The 17,500-nt window shown below is 42.2% G+C and carries 15 protein-coding genes, 2 tRNA genes, 3 rRNA genes, 1 pseudogene and 2 riboswitches (2 of these 23 only partly in view); of the genes and pseudogenes, 5 read left to right on the top strand and 16 right to left on the bottom strand.

What is annotated here, in order from left to right:
* Nucleotides 1–722, bottom strand: a 16S ribosomal RNA gene (locus tag AC6HZ4_RS01465) (it extends 817 nt beyond the left edge of the window).
* Nucleotides 723–1,101: 379 nt separating this feature from the next.
* On the opposite strand from AC6HZ4_RS01465, the gene AC6HZ4_RS01460 reads away from it, so the two are divergent.
* Nucleotides 1,102–1,872 carry a C39 family peptidase gene (locus tag AC6HZ4_RS01460; protein ID WP_497493255.1) on the top strand — a complete coding sequence of 257 codons (771 nt, stop codon included), beginning with the start codon at nucleotides 1,102–1,104 and terminating at the stop codon, nucleotides 1,870–1,872.
* A gap of 39 nt (nucleotides 1,873–1,911) precedes the next feature.
* On the opposite strand, the gene AC6HZ4_RS01455 is transcribed toward AC6HZ4_RS01460, so the two are convergent.
* From AC6HZ4_RS01455 to AC6HZ4_RS01445, 3 genes and pseudogenes are all read right to left on the bottom strand, one after another.
* The gene (locus AC6HZ4_RS01455; protein ID WP_497493254.1) at nucleotides 1,912–3,237 is read right to left on the bottom strand and encodes an NCS2 family permease; all 1,326 of its coding nucleotides are present in this window, start codon (nucleotides 3,235–3,237) and stop codon (nucleotides 1,912–1,914) included.
* Nucleotides 3,238–3,337: 100 nt separating this feature from the next.
* Nucleotides 3,338–3,439: riboswitch (purine riboswitch) on the bottom strand.
* Nucleotides 3,440–3,524: 85 nt separating this feature from the next.
* On the bottom strand, nucleotides 3,525–5,063 hold the full coding sequence (gene guaA, locus AC6HZ4_RS01450; protein WP_497493253.1) for a glutamine-hydrolyzing GMP synthase: 1,539 nt from the start codon (nucleotides 5,061–5,063) through the stop codon (nucleotides 3,525–3,527).
* A gap of 257 nt (nucleotides 5,064–5,320) precedes the next feature.
* A riboswitch (purine riboswitch) is annotated at nucleotides 5,321–5,423 on the bottom strand.
* A 199-nt stretch (nucleotides 5,424–5,622) separates the two neighbouring features.
* Nucleotides 5,623–5,715, bottom strand: a pseudogene (locus AC6HZ4_RS01445) (hypothetical protein); the annotation flags it as partial.
* Here AC6HZ4_RS01445 and AC6HZ4_RS01440 point away from each other — a divergent pair.
* The gene (locus tag AC6HZ4_RS01440) at nucleotides 5,678–6,094 is read left to right on the top strand and encodes a CBO0543 family protein (protein ID WP_497493252.1); all 417 of its coding nucleotides are present in this window, start codon (nucleotides 5,678–5,680) and stop codon (nucleotides 6,092–6,094) included. The pseudogene AC6HZ4_RS01445 and the gene AC6HZ4_RS01440 sit on opposite strands and share 38 nt — an antisense overlap.
* Nucleotides 6,095–6,508: 414 nt before the next feature.
* On the opposite strand, the gene AC6HZ4_RS01435 is transcribed toward AC6HZ4_RS01440, so the two are convergent.
* The 3 genes from AC6HZ4_RS01435 to groES form a co-directional block, all read right to left on the bottom strand.
* Nucleotides 6,509–7,078, bottom strand: a complete 570-nt coding sequence (locus AC6HZ4_RS01435) for a collagen-like protein (protein ID WP_497493251.1) — start codon at nucleotides 7,076–7,078, stop codon at nucleotides 6,509–6,511.
* A gap of 467 nt (nucleotides 7,079–7,545) precedes the next feature.
* Complete coding sequence (gene groL / locus AC6HZ4_RS01430; RefSeq protein ID WP_497493250.1) at nucleotides 7,546–9,177, bottom strand: chaperonin GroEL; 1,632 nt, start codon at nucleotides 9,175–9,177, stop codon at nucleotides 7,546–7,548.
* Between the two features lie 40 nt (nucleotides 9,178–9,217).
* Nucleotides 9,218–9,502: a co-chaperone GroES gene (gene groES / locus AC6HZ4_RS01425; protein ID WP_497493248.1), complete on the bottom strand. Its 285-nt coding sequence runs from the start codon at nucleotides 9,500–9,502 to the stop codon at nucleotides 9,218–9,220.
* Nucleotides 9,503–9,814: 312 nt separating this feature from the next.
* Here groES and AC6HZ4_RS01420 point away from each other — a divergent pair, with 312 nt between their 5' ends.
* Together AC6HZ4_RS01420 and AC6HZ4_RS01415 are read left to right on the top strand one after the other, a co-directional pair.
* The gene (locus AC6HZ4_RS01420) at nucleotides 9,815–10,549 is read left to right on the top strand and encodes a CPBP family intramembrane glutamic endopeptidase (protein ID WP_497493247.1); all 735 of its coding nucleotides are present in this window, start codon (nucleotides 9,815–9,817) and stop codon (nucleotides 10,547–10,549) included.
* A gap of 2 nt (nucleotides 10,550–10,551) precedes the next feature.
* Entirely contained in the window at nucleotides 10,552–10,758 is a 207-nt protein-coding gene (locus AC6HZ4_RS01415) for a YdiK family protein (protein ID WP_497493246.1), read from the top strand.
* Nucleotides 10,759–10,784: 26 nt separating this feature from the next.
* On the opposite strand, the gene AC6HZ4_RS01410 is transcribed toward AC6HZ4_RS01415, so the two are convergent.
* Entirely contained in the window at nucleotides 10,785–11,414 is a 630-nt protein-coding gene (locus AC6HZ4_RS01410; protein ID WP_497493245.1) for a redox-sensing transcriptional repressor Rex, read from the bottom strand.
* 189 nt (nucleotides 11,415–11,603) lie between these two features.
* Between AC6HZ4_RS01410 and AC6HZ4_RS01405 the strand changes: the two genes are divergently transcribed.
* The gene (locus AC6HZ4_RS01405; protein WP_497493244.1) at nucleotides 11,604–13,529 is read left to right on the top strand and encodes an ABC-F family ATP-binding cassette domain-containing protein; all 1,926 of its coding nucleotides are present in this window, start codon (nucleotides 11,604–11,606) and stop codon (nucleotides 13,527–13,529) included.
* A 236-nt stretch (nucleotides 13,530–13,765) separates the two neighbouring features.
* On the opposite strand, the gene tsaD is transcribed toward AC6HZ4_RS01405, so the two are convergent.
* From tsaD to AC6HZ4_RS01365, 8 genes are all read right to left on the bottom strand, one after another.
* The gene (gene tsaD, locus AC6HZ4_RS01400) at nucleotides 13,766–14,785 is read right to left on the bottom strand and encodes a tRNA (adenosine(37)-N6)-threonylcarbamoyltransferase complex transferase subunit TsaD (protein WP_497493243.1); all 1,020 of its coding nucleotides are present in this window, start codon (nucleotides 14,783–14,785) and stop codon (nucleotides 13,766–13,768) included.
* Nucleotides 14,782–15,225 (bottom strand): ribosomal protein S18-alanine N-acetyltransferase, encoded by a 444-nt coding sequence (gene rimI / locus AC6HZ4_RS01395; protein ID WP_497495558.1) that lies wholly within the window; start codon nucleotides 15,223–15,225, stop codon nucleotides 14,782–14,784. Before rimI ends, tsaD begins: the two co-directional genes overlap by 4 nt.
* A 17-nt stretch (nucleotides 15,226–15,242) precedes the next feature.
* The gene (gene tsaB / locus AC6HZ4_RS01390; protein WP_497493242.1) at nucleotides 15,243–15,932 is read right to left on the bottom strand and encodes a tRNA (adenosine(37)-N6)-threonylcarbamoyltransferase complex dimerization subunit type 1 TsaB; all 690 of its coding nucleotides are present in this window, start codon (nucleotides 15,930–15,932) and stop codon (nucleotides 15,243–15,245) included.
* A complete protein-coding gene (gene tsaE, locus AC6HZ4_RS01385) occupies nucleotides 15,913–16,344 on the bottom strand; it encodes a tRNA (adenosine(37)-N6)-threonylcarbamoyltransferase complex ATPase subunit type 1 TsaE (RefSeq protein WP_497495557.1) in 432 nt (143 codons plus the stop codon). Before tsaE ends, tsaB begins: the two co-directional genes overlap by 20 nt.
* 270 nt (nucleotides 16,345–16,614) lie before the next feature.
* Nucleotides 16,615–16,690 (bottom strand) — tRNA-Asp (locus AC6HZ4_RS01380).
* Between the two features lie 22 nt (nucleotides 16,691–16,712).
* Nucleotides 16,713–16,789: transfer RNA gene (locus AC6HZ4_RS01375), tRNA-Met, on the bottom strand.
* Between the two features lie 19 nt (nucleotides 16,790–16,808).
* A 5S ribosomal RNA gene (gene rrf, locus AC6HZ4_RS01370) occupies nucleotides 16,809–16,924 on the bottom strand.
* A gap of 58 nt (nucleotides 16,925–16,982) precedes the next feature.
* Nucleotides 16,983–17,500, bottom strand: a 23S ribosomal RNA gene (locus AC6HZ4_RS01365); it runs 2,408 nt beyond the window's last position.

The following is a 17,500-nucleotide window of genomic DNA, read 5'->3' as shown; positions in this document are numbered from 1 at the left end:
CGCCACTGGTGTTCCTCCACATCTCTACGCATTTCACCGCTACACGTGGAATTCCGCTTTCCTCTTCTGCACTCAAGTTTCCCAGTTTCCAATGACCCTCCACGGTTGAGCCGTGGGCTTTCACATCAGACTTAAGAAACCGCCTGCGCGCGCTTTACGCCCAATAATTCCGGATAACGCTCGCCACCTACGTATTACCGCGGCTGCTGGCACGTAGTTAGCCGTGGCTTTCTCGTTAAGTACCGTCAAGGTACGAGCAGTTACTCTCGTACTTGTTCTTCCTTAACAACAGAGCTTTACGACCCGAAGGCCTTCATCGCTCACGCGGCGTTGCTCGGTCAGGCTTTCGCCCATTGCCGAAGATTCCCTACTGCTGCCTCCCGTAGGAGTCTGGGCCGTGTCTCAGTCCCAGTGTGGCCGATCACCCTCTCAGGTCGGCTACGCATCGTCGCCTTGGTGAGCCGTTACCTCACCAACTAGCTAATGCGCCGCGGGTCCATCTGTAAGTGGCAGCCAAAGGCCGCCTTTCCATTTCACATCATGCGATGCGAAAAAGTATCCGGTATTAGCTTCGGTTTCCCGAAGTTATCCCAGTCTTACAGGCAGGTTACCCACGTGTTACTCACCCGTCCGCCGCTAGGTTCCGAAGAACCTCGCTCGACTTGCATGTATTAGGCACGCCGCCAGCGTTCATCCTGAGCCAGGATCAAACTCTCCATAAAAGTGTTTGTCTAGCTTCATAAATAAAAATTGACGTTTTGTGTTTTGTTCAGTTTTCAAAGAACTTATTGTCACTTGACGCGCCTACAGTAATTTATCATACTTCAAAAAACATGTCAACAACCTTTTGTTTTTTGATTTATTTTGTCAGAAGCGACGTTTTTTATAATACTCTTTTATATGCCATTCGTCAATAACTTTTCTAAAAAAACTTATACAAGCATTCCTAAACAAAGAATGACTTACAGTTGCTGTTCCCTATATACGTTGATAAACCTGGTAAACACGGGGACAAAACACTACTTCCTAATCCGAGAGAAACATACCTTTTACACAAAAACTAATGTCGTGAAAACCAATAATGACTGAGGTGAAATATTATTGAATTTATATAAAGGATGGATTGTTATTTTGGCTTTATGCATTACTCTTATGTGCAAGCCTGCGTGTCCATTAGCTTCTTCTCAGGAACCGCCAAAACAAATGAATATTTGGTCGCTTTTGCTAGATAGACAAACACAGGTTGAAGCCGTTCCTTCGCTTTCCCATCCTTCTTCCGTTTTATTGGATGTTCCGCTTATCTCACAAATGCCGGAGTTACCAAGAGGATGCGAAGTAACCAGCTTAGCTATGCTGCTACGCTACAAAGGGATTAATGTAAATAAATTAACATTGGCAAAGGAAATAAAAAAAGATCCTACTCCATATAGAAGAGTAGGACAAACAGTTTATTTTGGAAACCCCAACAAAGGCTTTGTTGGGAGCATGACCACTATGTCCCGTCCTGGTTTTGGTGTATTTCATGGGCCTGTATATGAATTAGCTAATCGATATTTACAGGGTCAAGCTATCAATATAACCGGCTCTTCATTCGAAACTGTTCTATTCCACCTTGGACAACAAAAGCCAGTATGGGTCATTTCAACAAGTACTTTTGACCGGGTGCCAGAGCGATACTGGCGAACATGGCAAACACCGCAGGGGCCAGTGTCTATCACTTATAAAGAGCATAGCGTCCTTCTAACTGGTTATGATAACCAGTATGTTTATTTCAACGATCCTCTGGCAGGCATTAAAAACAGAAGAGTCCCTATTGGCGCCTTTATTCGCGGGTGGGAGCAGTATGGAAAACAAGCTATCACTTATAGATAAAGAAAGGCGATGCCGAATTTTGGCATCACCTTTCTTTCATTATTCACGCACAAAGATAAAATATAGAACAAACAGAACTGCCATTACATACATAATTGGATGAACTTCTCTTCCACGTCCTTTTACAACCATTGTAATTGGGTAGAAAATAAAGCCAACCGCAATACCTGTCGCAATGCTATAAGTAAGAGGCATTGCAATCAATGTGAAAAACGAAGGAACTGCAACTTCGAATTTCTTCCAGTCAATTTCGCCTAAAGAAGATACCATAAGAATACCGACAATAATAAGAGCTGGAGCAGTTACTGATGCAGTAACAACGCTAAGCAATGGTGAAAACAGAAGTGCCAGCAGGAAGAAGCCCGCTGTTACAACTGCTGTAAATCCTGAACGTCCACCAGATGCTACCCCTGCAGAGGATTCAATGTAAGCTGTTGTTGTCGACGTACCAAATACCGCTCCAATTGTTGTTGCAGCTGCGTCTGCAAACATCGCTTTACCAGCACGAGGCAGCTTATTATCTTTCATCAAACCCGCTTGATTCGCTACTGCGACCAGCGTCCCTGCTGTATCAAAGAAATCAATAAAGAAGAATGTTAAAACAACTAAAATCATTTTTGCAGTGAAAATATCACCGATATGCTCTAATGCTACACCAAATGTTGGTGCAATGCTTGGAACTGCTCCAATCACCTGTTTAGGAGCATCAATTAAACCTGTTGCCACACCGACAGCAGCTGTGATAACCATACCGTAGAATACAGCACCGTTAATTTTTCTTGTCATCAGCATAACCGTTACAAACACACCAAAAATTGCAAGCAAAGTAGAGCCCTTTGTAAAATCACCTAAACCTACAAGTGTTGCATCGTTATTAATAATAATACCTGCATTTTGAAATCCGATAAACGCAATAAATAGTCCAATACCCGCAGCAACTGCGTGCTTTAATTCAATAGGAATCGCATCAATTATTTTTTCTCGGAGACCTGTAGCTGTTAATACGATAAATACAAGACCGGAAACTAGCGTACCTGCAATAGCAGTCTGCCAAGGAATTCCCATTGTTAAAATAACTGTATAAGCAAAAAATGCGTTAATCCCCATACCAGGAGCTAAAGCAATTGGATAACGAGCAAAAATACCCATGATTAAGGAACCTACAGCTGCAGCTAATGCTGTTGCTACGAATACAGCTCCTGGATCCATCCCTACTCCCGCCGGAAGATCCGGAATGCTGCTCAAGGATAGAGTAGCAGGGTTTACGAACAAGATGTAAGCCATCGATAAGAATGTTGTTAGGCCGGCAACAAATTCCTTTTTATAATTTGTGCCAAGCTCCTCAAATTGAAAATAGCGCTTCATTACTTCTCCTCCATTACAAGATGTTTTTTGTATTATTCCCTAAAAAGGGCCAACAAAAAACGCCTCCATCTAGATGGAGGCGTCGAGGACGAAATCAAAAAACTTCGCCCCAGCACCTCGTAGTCTAGCCATTTACGGTGGCTAGGTAGAAACTTTTGGGCCATATCCCCAATATTATACGATGGCTTTTACATATGAATAATTACCCTTTTATTTTACTTTCAGTATATATAGTTGTCAATAAAAAAACGAACATTTTTAATAAAATGTTCGTTTTCGTTCGGAATTTATTCCCATTCAATTGTTGCCGGCGGTTTACTTGTAATATCATACACGATACGATTTACATGCTTAACCTCATTTACAATCCGTACAGAAATTTTCTCTAATACATCCCAAGGAATACGAGCCCAGTCAGCAGTCATTCCATCAATAGATGTAACAGCGCGAATCCCTACCGTATAGTCATATGTTCTTTCGTCTCCCATTACCCCTACACTTCTCATACCAGGCAACGCTGTGAAATACTGCCACACCTCGCGTTCAAGTCCAGCCTTCTTAATTTCTTCGCGTAAAATTGCATCGGATTCCCGAACAATTTCTAATTTTTCAGCTGTTACTTCACCTAATACACGAATCCCTAAACCAGGACCTGGGAATGGTTGGCGCCATACAATTTCATCTGGAATACCAAGCTCTGTACCAAGCGCACGTACCTCATCCTTAAATAGAGTCTTTAATGGCTCGATTAATTTAAATTGCATGTCTTCAGGAAGACCGCCTACATTGTGGTGAGATTTAATCGTTTGCGCAGTTGCCGTTCCGCTCTCAATAATATCTGTATACAACGTTCCTTGTGCCAAGAAATCCATACCTTCCAGTTTGGATGCTTCATCGTCGAAGACATAGATAAATTCATTCCCGATAATTTTTCGTTTTTGTTCTGGATCTGTAACCCCTGCTAGCTTGCTTAAAAAGCGTTCCTGTGCATCCACTTTAATTACGTTCATATGGAAGCCTTCGCTGAACGTCTTCATTACGCCCTCAGCTTCTCCTTTACGAAGCAAGCCGTGGTCTACGAAGATACATGTTAATTGGTCACCAATCGCTTTATGAATTAGTACCGCTACAACAGAAGAGTCTACACCACCGCTTAACGCACATAGTACCTTTTTGTCGCCCACTGTCTCACGAATTTTTTGCAATTCTGTTTCAATAAAGTTCCCCATGTTCCAGCCTTCACTGCAGCCGCAAACATCAAATACGAAGTTTTTCAGCAGATCATTACCATATTCAGAATGGCGCACCTCCGGGTGGAACTGTACACCATAAAATCCGCGCGCTTCGTTGCTCATTGCAGCAATCGGGCAGGATGCACTCGTTGCATCAACAACAAAACCTTCTGGCAAGCCCGTTACTAAATCTCCGTGACTCATCCAAACAACCTGCTCACCAGGAAGGTTGCCGTAAAGCTTAGATTCATTCTTTACTTCTAAAACAGCTTTTCCGTACTCACGGTGCTCTGCACGCTCTACCTTACCGCCCAAGTGCTTTGTCATCAATTGCATGCCGTAGCAAACACCTAAAATAGGTAAGCCAAGTTCAAAAATCTCTTCATCACAATGGAAAGCTTGGTCACCATACACGCTGTTCGGACCACCGGAGAAAATGATTCCCTTTGGATTCATTTTCTTAATTTCTTCAGCAGTCAACGTATGCGGATGAAGCTCGCTGTATACACCAAATTCACGAATACGTCGCGCAATTAATTGATTATATTGACTTCCGAAATCTAATACTACGATGAAATCATGCTGTTTACTCAAATTCATCACCTCAACGTTTATTCTGCCTAAGCAGTTTTACAAAAAATAAGGAAAAACCAGCTAATGCCTAGCCTTGTAAAGACTAGCGAGAGCCTAGCTGCACTTATACTTTATACTTAACATTTCCCGCTGCCTTGAATTACTTCCTAACTGGAAATGTATATTTTCCTAAAGTATAAAAAAAGCCGAAATTCCGCCCCCAAAATGAGAAAAGGCAGAATTCCAGCTTTTCTAAAGGATAAACCCGTTCTTTAAAAAAGTAGAATACCTGCCTTCATAGTCGAGTTATGTTACGGTAACCCGGTAGAGACTCTCGGCCCATATTGCCAAGGATATATGAAGGTGCTTTTATGTCCTTTTCGATTGTAACAACGAAATACAAGCACGGTCAAGAGAGAACTAGCAGAATTCGAGAGAGATTTCGGGCTTTTCCCTAACATTTCTTCATTTTTTATATGACAATGTTTACCTTTTAAGAAAGGAGGGTTCTGAGAGCGCTTTATTCATATAATTCCTTTCAAAATTAAGAAAGTCCTCGCAGGGAGGCTGATGATGTTTATTACATCATACCGCCCATGTTAGGCATTCCAGCACCAGCGCCTTTTTCTTCTGGCTTGTCAGCCACAACAGCTTCTGTTGTTAAGATTAAAGACCAAGCCAATAAGAATGTTCATGTATGGTTTACATATATAGATTTACCAGGAGTAATTTTTGGTTTTTGGGGATACCCCTATAGAGCAATACATATTTTTCCTTATAGTTTTTCTTTAGATGTTTCATTGGTACCAGTAATTTATATATTGGTATATCAGTGGGTACTTAAGAATAATAAAAATTATTATCTCTATTTCACATTATTAAGTGCATTTTTTGCATTTCTTTTTAAACCTTTATTAACAACACTTGGATTGTTCGAATTCTCTAGAGGAGCAAATTATTTTCATTTGTTTATTGGATATATGACAATCATGTTAGTTTCAAAATGGATTACTAATCTTTTTATTAGGTTTCAAAATAACAGCAGCTCCTAACTTCAGTTGTAAGAGAGGGGCTATATTTTTTACAATTCTAATTAAACGAACCTGCCGCGTCGCGTTGATTGTACCCTCCTTATTTCCTCTTTCCTGGCATTCTAGAAAATATTAACGTAGGTTATGTCTTCGACGTTTACAATCTCATTTTTCCACACAATAGTTCACAAATTCACCCAATAGCGTTTTGTAATTCCTAATGTTTTTCTCTGTCGTATTTTGAAAACGCCTATCGTCTAAGAAATCTTGAAAAGCAAACTTCAACAACATAAAAAAGACTACCTCCTTGGTTTTAGGAAGTAGTCTATTCTTGAGAAAAAAGTCATTTACGTAACCAGTTCTCAGTTTGGCCGGAAAATGTACTTAACCATTTCCCAAAATTAAGTGGTTAAATTACATCATGCTGCCCATAAATCAATAATTCTGTACACATGAAGTACATGGTCCCCCGGTATTTTGAAACACCACATTATCCACGAAAGCTGCTCCGCCTTGCGCAGGGTTACCAAAGTTTTGTATAGTGATACATGCCTGCGTTGCTCCCGGTGGTGTACACACAACAAGAGTGTAATGCGTGAAGCCGCTTTGTGGTTGAGGAAATTGTGTTGCAATGTGTGGAATATCGAATGCAACAAGAGGATTAGCAGGTGTTCCTAGAGTGGCAGTTGTAATTAGAGGAAGACATGGCTGGCCAGTATCCGGGAAAGAAACGGAGGCAGCCAATCTTCCTCCATTCCTGATATCCGCTTCGAAGGTAAGCGTGTAGCAACAGCCTTCGGAAACCGGGACTGACTGATTTATATATCCTGGGCCAGTTTCATCTAAACCTAAAATGCTGACAGCTTGGGTAACAAGTACCCCAGTTGGAAGAAAACGTCCGCTATGGGATTGGTTGGCAGCAACACCGTCGACTACAGTGGCTTTTGCTGAATTCCACCCTATTGGTGGACCTCCCAGTGGCGAGAAATCAAATCCTGGTTCCACTAGCAGGTTCGTACACGGGCAGCACACTTCTGCTGGAGGGCCTGGAGGGCCTGGGGGGCCTGGAGGGCCTGGAGGGCCTGGAAATGGAACAGGAACAGGAACAGGAAATGCGCATGGATTGAAATGTTTCTTATTTTTTTTACAGGACAAGAGCAATCAAACTCCTTTATTTATTAGTTTAATATATCTAATGCAGAGTAAGTTTTTTTTGCCTGTGTGTTTGTCCTATATCCTTGCGGGGCAAGAATTTTCTCATTGCTTCTGTCCACGGCATATGCAGAATTCTATGCACACTTAGTATGATTTCATAATTTTTGATATTCGTTTTAGTCGTGTTTTTAAGGCGCCTGTCATCAAAGTCTTGATACGCAAATTCCAACAACAAAAAAGACTACCCCCTTTTTAGGAAGTAGTCTCCGTTTTACAAATTAATTTTTAGCACGACCAGTTCTTAATTTGAGAGCTGATTACATCATGCCGCCCATGCCCATGCCGCCCATGTCAGGCATTCCAGCACCAGCGCCTTTTTCTTCTGGCTTGTCAGCCACAACAGCTTCTGTTGTTAAGAACATAGCCGCTACAGATGCTGCGTTTTGAAGAGCGGAACGAGTTACTTTCGTAGGGTCAACGATACCAGACTCGATCATGTTTACCCATTCGCCAGTAGCTGCGTTAAAGCCTGTTCCTGCCGCTGCATGCTTTAAGCGCTCTACTACTACAGATCCTTCTAGGCCTGCATTGATTGCGATTTGACGTACAGGCTCTTCTAATGCACGAAGAACGATGTTTACACCTGTAGCTTCATCGCCAGTTGCAGAAATCGCAGCAACCTTGCTGTATACGTTCATTAACGCAGTACCACCGCCTGCTACGATACCTTCTTCTACTGCTGCACGCGTAGAGTTCAAAGCATCTTCAATGCGAAGTTTGCGTTCTTTTAGTTCTGTTTCTGTAGCCGCACCAACTTTAATTACTGCTACACCGCCTGCTAGCTTAGCAAGACGCTCTTGTAGTTTCTCACGATCAAATTCAGAAGTAGACTCTTCATACTGCGCACGGATTTGGTTGATACGCGCTTCGATCGCCTCTTGGCTTCCCGCACCTTCAACAATTGTAGTGTTCTCTTTTGTAACAACTACCTTAGCTGCACGGCCTAAGGATGCAACTGTCGCAGTTTTTAAGTCACGGCCTAATTCTTCCGTGATTACTTCGCCGCCTGTTAGGATTGCGATGTCCTCTAGCATTGCTTTACGACGGTCACCGAAGCCAGGAGCCTTAACAGCTACTGCTGTGAACGTTCCACGAAGCTTATTTACTACTAATGTAGCTAACGCTTCACCTTCTACATCTTCAGCGATTAGAAGCAAAGGACGACCTTGTTGTACTACTTGCTCTAATACAGGAAGAATTTCTTGAATGCTAGCGATTTTCTTATCTGTAATTAGGATGTATGGATTCTCTAAAACAGCTTCCATTTTCTCAGAGTCTGTAATCATGTAAGGAGAAGCGTATCCACGATCGAATTGCATACCTTCTACTACATCTAGCTCTGTTGTGAAGCCTTTGGATTCTTCTAATGTAATAACGCCGTCATTGCCTACACGCTCCATTGCTTCAGCAATCAATTGTCCTACTTCTTCGTCCGCAGCAGAAATCGCAGCTACTTGTGCAATGGAAGATTTGCCTTCAATCGGCTTAGAAATCGATTTTAATTCTTCAACTGCAGTTGCAACAGCTTTTTCAATTCCTTTGCGAAGACCCATTGGGTTTGCACCAGCTGTTACGTTCTTCAATCCCTCACGGATCATAGCTTGTGCAAGCACTGTTGCAGTTGTCGTACCGTCACCAGCTACATCGTTTGTTTTGCTAGCTACTTCAGCAACAAGCTTTGCACCCATGTTTTCAAATGCATCTTCTAGTTCGATTTCCTTTGCGATTGTCACGCCGTCATTTGTGATTAATGGAGAACCGAATTTCTTCTCCAATACAACGTTGCGTCCTTTTGGTCCAAGCGTAACTTTTACCGCATTTGCAAGAGTATCTACACCGCGAAGCATCGCACGACGAGCATCTTCACTAAACTTAATATCTTTTGCCATATTTTTAACCTCCCTAATAATGTTTGTAAAACGTATAGGATTAGCCGATTACTGCTAAAATGTCGCTCTCACGCAAAATTAAGTATTCTGCACCTTCGTATTTCACTTCAGTGCCAGCGTATTTTGAGAAGATAATACGATCGCCTACAGCTACTTCTAAAGCTACGCGATCACCATTTTCAAGAACACGCCCTGTACCCACTGCCACAATCTTACCTTCTTGCGGCTTTTCTTGTGCAGTACCCGGTAAAACGATACCGCTTGCAGTTTTTTCTTCTGCTTCAACGAGTTCAATTACAACGCGATCACCTAATGGCTTTAGCATGAAAATAACCTCCTCAATAAGTATATATAAGTTTTTATTAGCACTCGAAAGCAACGAGTGCTAACACACTTATTATAATAATGAATCCATTTTTCTTTTGCAAGCAAAAAACTCACAAATTTTGTGAAAAAAGCCATTGTTTTGCTTGTCTCTAGCCCTCACTCAGTATATCCAATCAACTCGAAAACATTCCCTTCGTTTTCCGGGCATATTCTATGTTACAATGAGACACATACCATAAGTTGTTTTCGATACAAAGCTCTGTTTTCCTTTTTACAAATGAAAATTTATAGCAAAAAGGGGTTATGTGATTTGAATAAACGCTACGGCTGGATCATTGTTACATATATTGCAATGCAGCTATCCGGCGCAATCGGACTACCGCTCCTTCTTAAAACAGGATGGTACGATCAATATGAACGCGGGGCAAAACTCCAGATTGCTTCCGGACATTGGGCTATTATCAGCTTTTTTACGGCCTTGCTCATTATTCTATGGCTTTTGCGAAAGGACCAGTTGCATACTAGTATAAATGGCCGGAAATCAAATGCAGCCGCAACAGTCGGATGGATGATAACAGGGGTCTTTCTCGCCTTCTTCGCCCAAACTATTGCAGGAACGATTGAAATGAAGGTACTTGGCATTGAACCCGGTTCCGAAAATACAGAGCAGCTCATCGAAATTGCAGCCGCCACACCCTGGTTCATTCTTGTAACATCCGTTTTGGCACCGGTACTCGAGGAAATTGTTTTTAGAAAGATTTTGTTTGGCACACTCTATAAACGATATAACTTTTTGATTGCGGCTATTATTAGCTCCTTGATTTTTGCTGCAGTCCATCTGGATTTCTCCCATCTGCTCATTTACATGTCGATGGGGCTTGTTTTCGCCTTTCTATATGTACAAACCAGAAGAATTATCGTTCCTATCACAGCTCATGTTATGATGAATACCTTTGTTGTACTTGTAAATCTTGTATTTAAGGACGACCTAGAGCGAATGATGCAGAAAGCTGAAAAACTGCAAGTATTTATCGGAGGATTTTAAATATGCGAAGCTCACCATTGTTTATGGCCACACTATACTTTGTTCTCGGCTCTGTTTTCACATACTTAGCTGTGACAAGTGTCGAGAATACTATTTGGAACTTCTATACTCTGCTTTTAATTGTTATGGCAACATTTGATTTTGGATTGGCCTTAAGGCTCATCCTTTTGAATATCAGGCTGCGAAAGCTAAAAACGCCTAAAAAATAAAAAACGCGGGAAAGCTGCCGCGTTTTTTATTTTGGATAATGCTTTAAGAAATAGACAAGCGTCTGCAATTCCACAGCCAAATCAATATGGTGAATACGAATATGCTCCGGAACATCAATCCGAGCCGGCGTAAAGTTCAGTATTCCTTCTATCCCGGTCTTCGACAATCGGTCTGTTACTGACTGCGCCACATGAGAAGGCACCGTTAAAATAGCTACCTTTATATCATCCGTAAGTCTCTCTTCTAGTTCATCTAGATGATAAACAGGAATACCTGCAATGGTTGTTCCGATTTTACCTGCATCTACATCAAATGCCATTTCAATCCTTGTATTGTTATTCTTTGTGAAATTATAATTCAAGAAAGCGGTTCCTAAATTCCCGACTCCAATTAAAATAACACCAATTAAATCATCCTGATCAAGTGTTTGACTAAAAAATGATAAAAGATAATTTACATTATAACCGTATCCTTTTTTTCCCAATGCACCAAAATAGGAAAAATCTCTTCGAATCGTAGCGGAATCTACCTTTACTGCCTCACTGAGTTCAGCTGATGAAACACGTTGTTTACCGGAAAGCGATAAATTTTTAATAAACCTGTAGTATAAAGGTAATCGTTTCGCAGTTGCCTGCGGAATCTTCGGTTGCTCCATAGAATTCCCCTCCTTCTCCCTATTCCATTTTATATGTTATTAGAATAAATTTGTAGAAGTTTATTCATCTAAAGTTTTCTTTGTATAATAGAGATGGACTATGTCACTCAATTTAAACTATACACTATTTTTAGTTATATTGAAAAACATAAGTTTCATGTAAAAGAGACGGAACTAGAGGTGATTGCATTGATACTACTACAAGTGAACGGATTAATAAAACAGTATGGCGCTGATGTGATTTTATCTAATATAAAGCTAGAGGTACAAACACGTGACCGCGTTGCACTTGTCGGCCGCAACGGCGCAGGTAAATCGACGCTTTTAAAAATCATTGCCGGCGAACTGTCGTATGACGGAGGAGAGATTATCAAGCCAAAGGACGTAACAATGGGGTATTTAGCTCAGAATACCGGATTAGAAACCTCTTTAACAATTTGGGAGGAAATGATTACTGTATTCGCCGAACTGCAGGCAGCTGAGAGGGAACTCCGCCGTCTAGAGCAAGAGATGGGGCGCGAAGAAGTATTCACGAATGAAACGCGCTACCAAAAACTACTTTCTGATTATGACCGGTTGCAGCAAACATATAAGGAAAAAGGCGGCTACCAATATGAAGCGGATGTTCGCTCTATATTGAGCGGTCTAGGCTTTCCGGCTGAAACGCACGGTACAGTCATCTCTACCTTAAGCGGCGGGCAAAAAACACGGCTCGCTCTCGGTAAAATGCTATTAACAAAACCAGATTTACTCATTCTGGACGAGCCGACAAACCATCTTGATATTGAGACGCTTACATGGTTAGAGCAGTATTTGCAAGGCTATCCCGGGGCAATCTTAATCGTTTCACACGATCGCTATTTCTTAGACCGCCTTGTGACACAGGTATACGAAATTTCTAATAAACAGAGTAAAAAATATACGGGCAACTACAGTAAATATTTAGAAGAAAAAGCCGCCTCCTATGAACTTGAGATAAAGCGCTATGAGAAGCAGCAAGAGGAAGTATCAAAAATACAGGATTTCATTCAGCGAAATATCGCTCGCGCTTCCACAACAAAACGAGCGCAAAGCAGGCGAAAACAACTTGAACGAATGGATTTAATGGAAAAACCTCTCGGTGATGAAAAGTCGGCTTCCTTTCACTTTGATATTGAACGACAAAGCGGAAATGACGTGTTAAAGGTAAAGGACTTAAAAATAGGATATACAAACGAAGCCATTATCGAGCACATTCATATGCATATTACACGTGGTGACAGCATTGCTCTTGTCGGGCCAAATGGAATTGGAAAATCTACGCTTCTAAAATCCGTTATCCAACGGCTGGAGCCGCTGCAAGGAACGATCTCCTTTGGTTCGAATGTTACGATTGGCTACTATGACCAGGAGCAAGCAAACCTGACATCCTCCAAACGAGTGCTTGATGAGCTATGGGATGAGTTCCCGCTAAAGCCAGAAAAAGAAATCCGTACAGTTCTCGGGAATTTCTTATTTTCAGGAGATGATGTGCTAAAGCCTGTCTCTTCCTTAAGCGGCGGCGAAAAGGCTCGCGTCGCTCTCGCCAAACTCATGATGCAAAGAGCAAACTTCTTAATCTTGGATGAGCCGACAAACCATCTAGATTTAAACAGTAAAGAAATATTAGAGAATGCCTTAATTGATTTCCCAGGCACTCTTTTATTTGTTTCCCATGACCGTTATTTTATCAATCGTGTGGCCACTAAGGTAATTGAGCTGTCAAAAGAAGGTGCAGAGGAATATTTAGGTGACTACGACTATTACGTACAAAAGAAAGCAGAAATGATAGAACGGGCACAATTGCAGCAGGAAGAGCAAAAGCAATCGACCAAAGCTGAGCAGCCAGCGGAAAAACGAACATATCTTGAAGATAAAGAGCGAAAAAAACTAGAGCGACAACGAATTCGGAAAATTGAGGAGCTTGAGGAGCGTATTATGCAGTGGGAGGAGCAAATTGCAGCATTAGAAGAAAAGCTCTGCCTTCCCGAAGTGTTTCAAGACTATGAGCAAGTCCAGCAAATCAATTCAGAGAAGCAAGCCCTGCAGGAGCAGCTTGAGATTGCCATGACACAGTGGGAAGAGCTTCAAGGATAAAGGCCAAACTTGGGCAACGGAGTATCATACCGTAAGCGGGAATTTCCTGCTCATAATAAAAAAGTCAGTGTTGCACTGACTTTTTTATTATCCACAAATCTACTCAATTCTATTAACTTATCCACATTATCAACAACCAAACAGGTACTTATCAACAGATTTTACACAAATGAATAATAGTTAATAACATCTCTCTTACATTTATCCACAACAAAAAAGGGATCCCTGTGCATGACCTAGCTTTCGAGGTCTAATCCCGGGTTTGCATTTAAAGCTAAATTAGCCCGCTTGCCCTGATTGTACAAAATAGTGCCTGCTGCTGCAATCATAGCGGCATTATCAGTACAAAGCGACAACGGCGGAATCACCAGCTCTATGTCCTGCATTGGTGCAAATGCCTCCTGCAGGCGATTTCGCAGACCTTTATTTGCAGCTACACCTCCTGCGAGCAATACCTGCTTTACTCTATATTCTGCAGCCGCCTTTACTGTTTTTGTAACAAGCACATCAATTACACTGTCTTGAAAGCTTGCCGCTAAATCTTCGGGAGCAATGACCTCTCCTCTTTGCTTCGCATTATGAACTGCGTTAATAACTGCAGACTTTAAACCGCTGAAGCTAAAATCATAAGAATCTGATTCCAACCAAGCACGCGGCAAATCAAGAACTGGCTGGCCCTCATGTGCTAGGCGATCAATGTGGGGGCCGCCTGGATACGGAAGGGACAATGTTCTTGCAACCTTATCATAGGCCTCTCCGGCCGCATCATCACGTGTTTCCCCAATTACTTCAAATGAACCATGCTCATCCATGTACACAAGCTCTGTATGCCCCCCAGAAACAACAAGGGACAGCAAAGGGAACTTCATCTCAGTTATGAGGCGGTTCGCATAAATATGCCCCGCAATATGATGGACACCCACTAGAGGGATCCCATGAGCAAATGCAACTGCTTTTGCTGCATTGACTCCAATTAATAACGCCCCAACAAGCCCCGGGCCCTCTGTCACTGCAATCGCATCAATATCCTGAAGCGTTACATCAGCCTGCTTTAAAGCTTCTTCTAATACAATTGTAATTTGCTCTACATGATGACGAGATGCAATCTCTGGCACTACCCCTCCAAATCGCTTATGGCTTTCGATTTGAGAGGCCACCACATTAGATAAGATCTCACGTCCATTCTTTACCACAGCTACGGCAGTCTCATCACAGCTCGTCTCGATTCCCAATATAATACTATTTGCCTTTGTCATAATCTCACCCACATTACAAGAGCATCCTCGTAGTTATCCGTATAATATCGTTTGCGAATACCACCGTTTAAAAAACCAAATTTACGGTACAATTTTTGGGCAATCTCATTAGATACACGAACTTCCAGCGTCATCGAGCGAGCTCCTAATTTTTTTGCTTTTTTGATCACTTCATTCAGTAATGCTTCTCCTAGATTCCGCCCTCGATACTCGGGCAGAATCGCGATATTTGTAATATGGGACTCATCTAAAATGAGCCACATTCCACAATAGCCAATGATAGCGCCATCTTCCTCTATCACAGTATACCGCGCATATTCATTTGTCAGCATTTCGCGCTCAAATGTTTCGAAGGTCCATGGAATTGCAAAAGACGCTTGCTCAATTGCAACAACCTGTGCAATATCCTCCGGTTTCATATCCCGAAATATAATTGACATACTCATTCCCTTTTCCCCTATTTTGCTTGATTTGCCAGCCAATTTGCTTCTGCTTCAGCCATACGAATATAATTTGGTACGAATGCATGTACTTCCTCTGCTTCTTTTTGTAAACCAATAAGGCCCAGCTCACCTGGTCTTGGGTTATATTTAGCCATCGAAGCAAATACAGCCTGCTCCCCTAGCTCAGCTATAATTGTCTCCTTATGAATAGACAAATCATTCCCTATGAATAATATTTTTTGATTTAGCTTCTTTAACAAGAGAAGCCATTCTGAAATAAGAATAATCCGTTCTTCTTCCTTTAATTTGAGTGCACCTTCATATGTATAAAGCCCTGTATAAATTTGCTGTCTTCTTGCATCAAAAAGTGGACAAATATAGCCATCAAAGTAAGAACCGTTTGCTGCTAAAACTTCCAAACTAGATACACCTGTAATTGGAATTTGCAGAGACCATGCCAGTGTTTTAGCTACTGTCACCCCAATCCGTACTCCTGTATAGGACCCCGGTCCTGCAGCTACTACAATTTTCCCGAGGTCACCCGGCTTTGTATCACATTCCTTTAAGAGCTGCTCAACTGCCGGCATTAGCCGTACAGAATGGTTCTTTTTCACATTTGTAATGATTTCGCCTATTATTTCCTGTTCATCAAGAAGCGCAACACCCATTATATAATTTGATGTATCAATTGCTAATACTTTCATTCTTCAAAAGCTCCTCACATAATCTAATATACCGTTCTCCCTTCGGCTCCAACACAATGCTTCGGTTGTTATCACCCTCATGAAACAAACTAATTTTAAGCAAGGAGGAAGGTAAATACTGCTGAATCAAGTGAGCCCATTCGACTACTGTCACACCGCTCCCGTAAAAGTACTCATCAAATCCTAAATCCTCTTCGCTCTCTGCTAATCGATATACATCCATATGATAGAGAGGAATACGCCCTTTGTACTCCTTAATAATGTTGAATGTAGGACTATTTACAACCCGCTTTACACCAAGACCTTTCGCAAGACCCTTTGTGAAGGTCGTCTTTCCCGCACCTAAATCTCCTTCTAAAATAAAAACGTCCTGCTCCTCAGCGAGCATTCCAAGCTTTTCCGATAGCTTCATTGTGTCTTCCGCCGAGGAGGTTTTAATCTTATATTCACTCAACTGCTTCACCAGCCTTGTTTCTTATTTCTATAGTATATCCCTTCTGCCGCATTTGAGCAGCTTGAGGAACGAAAAGATAAATTCCCGCTTCTCATTATACTATTTTTTCAAAATAAAAAATCTATAAAAAAATCCTTAGGATCAGCTCCCAAGGATGTAAGGCAAAATATGTACGTTACAGATCTAAACATAAAAAAACACGAAACTCCTTGTTTCGTTTACGAAAAGTGGCGGTCCCGACGGGGATCGAACCCGCGATCTCCTGCGTGACAGGCAGGCATGTTAACCACTACACCACGGAACCGTTTATTCATCTACACATAGATTGGTTGCGGGGACAGGATTTGAACCTGCGACCTTCGGGTTATGAGCCCGACGAGCTACCAGACTGCTCCACCCCGCGACGTTAAAAAATAAAAAAGGCCTAGCGACGTCCTACTCTCACAGGGGGAAACCCCCAACTACCATCGGCGCTGAAGAGCTTAACTTCCGTGTTCGGTATGGGAACGGGTGTGACCTCTTCGCCATCATCACTAGACCTATTTTGTTTGAAGGATATTCCCTCAAAACTAGATAACATGCTGTGCTGTGTAATTATGATTAAGCCCTCGATCGATTAGTATCTGTCAGCTGCACGTGTCGCCACGCTTACACCTCAGACCTATCAACCTGATCATCTTTCAGGGATCTTACTAGCTTGACGCTATGGGAAATCTCATCTTGAGGGGGGCTTCATGCTTAGATGCTTTCAGCACTTATCCCGTCCGCACATAGCTACCCAGCGATGCCCTTGGCAGAACAACTGGTACACCAGCGGTGCGTCCATCCCGGTCCTCTCGTACTAAGGACAGCTCCTCTCAAATTTCCTGCGCCCGCGACGGATAGGGACCGAACTGTCTCACGACGTTCTGAACCCAGCTCGCGTACCGCTTTAATGGGCGAACAGCCCAACCCTTGGGACCGACTACAGCCCCAGGATGCGATGAGCCGACATCGAGGTGCCAAACCTCCCCGTCGATGTGGACTCTTGGGGGAGATAAGCCTGTTATCCCCGGGGTAGCTTTTATCCGTTGAGCGATGGCCCTTCCATGCGGAACCACCGGATCACTAAGCC

Source organism: Ectobacillus sp. OTK (assembly GCF_059698935.1).
Note: the sequence above shows the minus strand (reverse complement) of the source record. Positions and strands in the feature narration are given on the sequence as shown.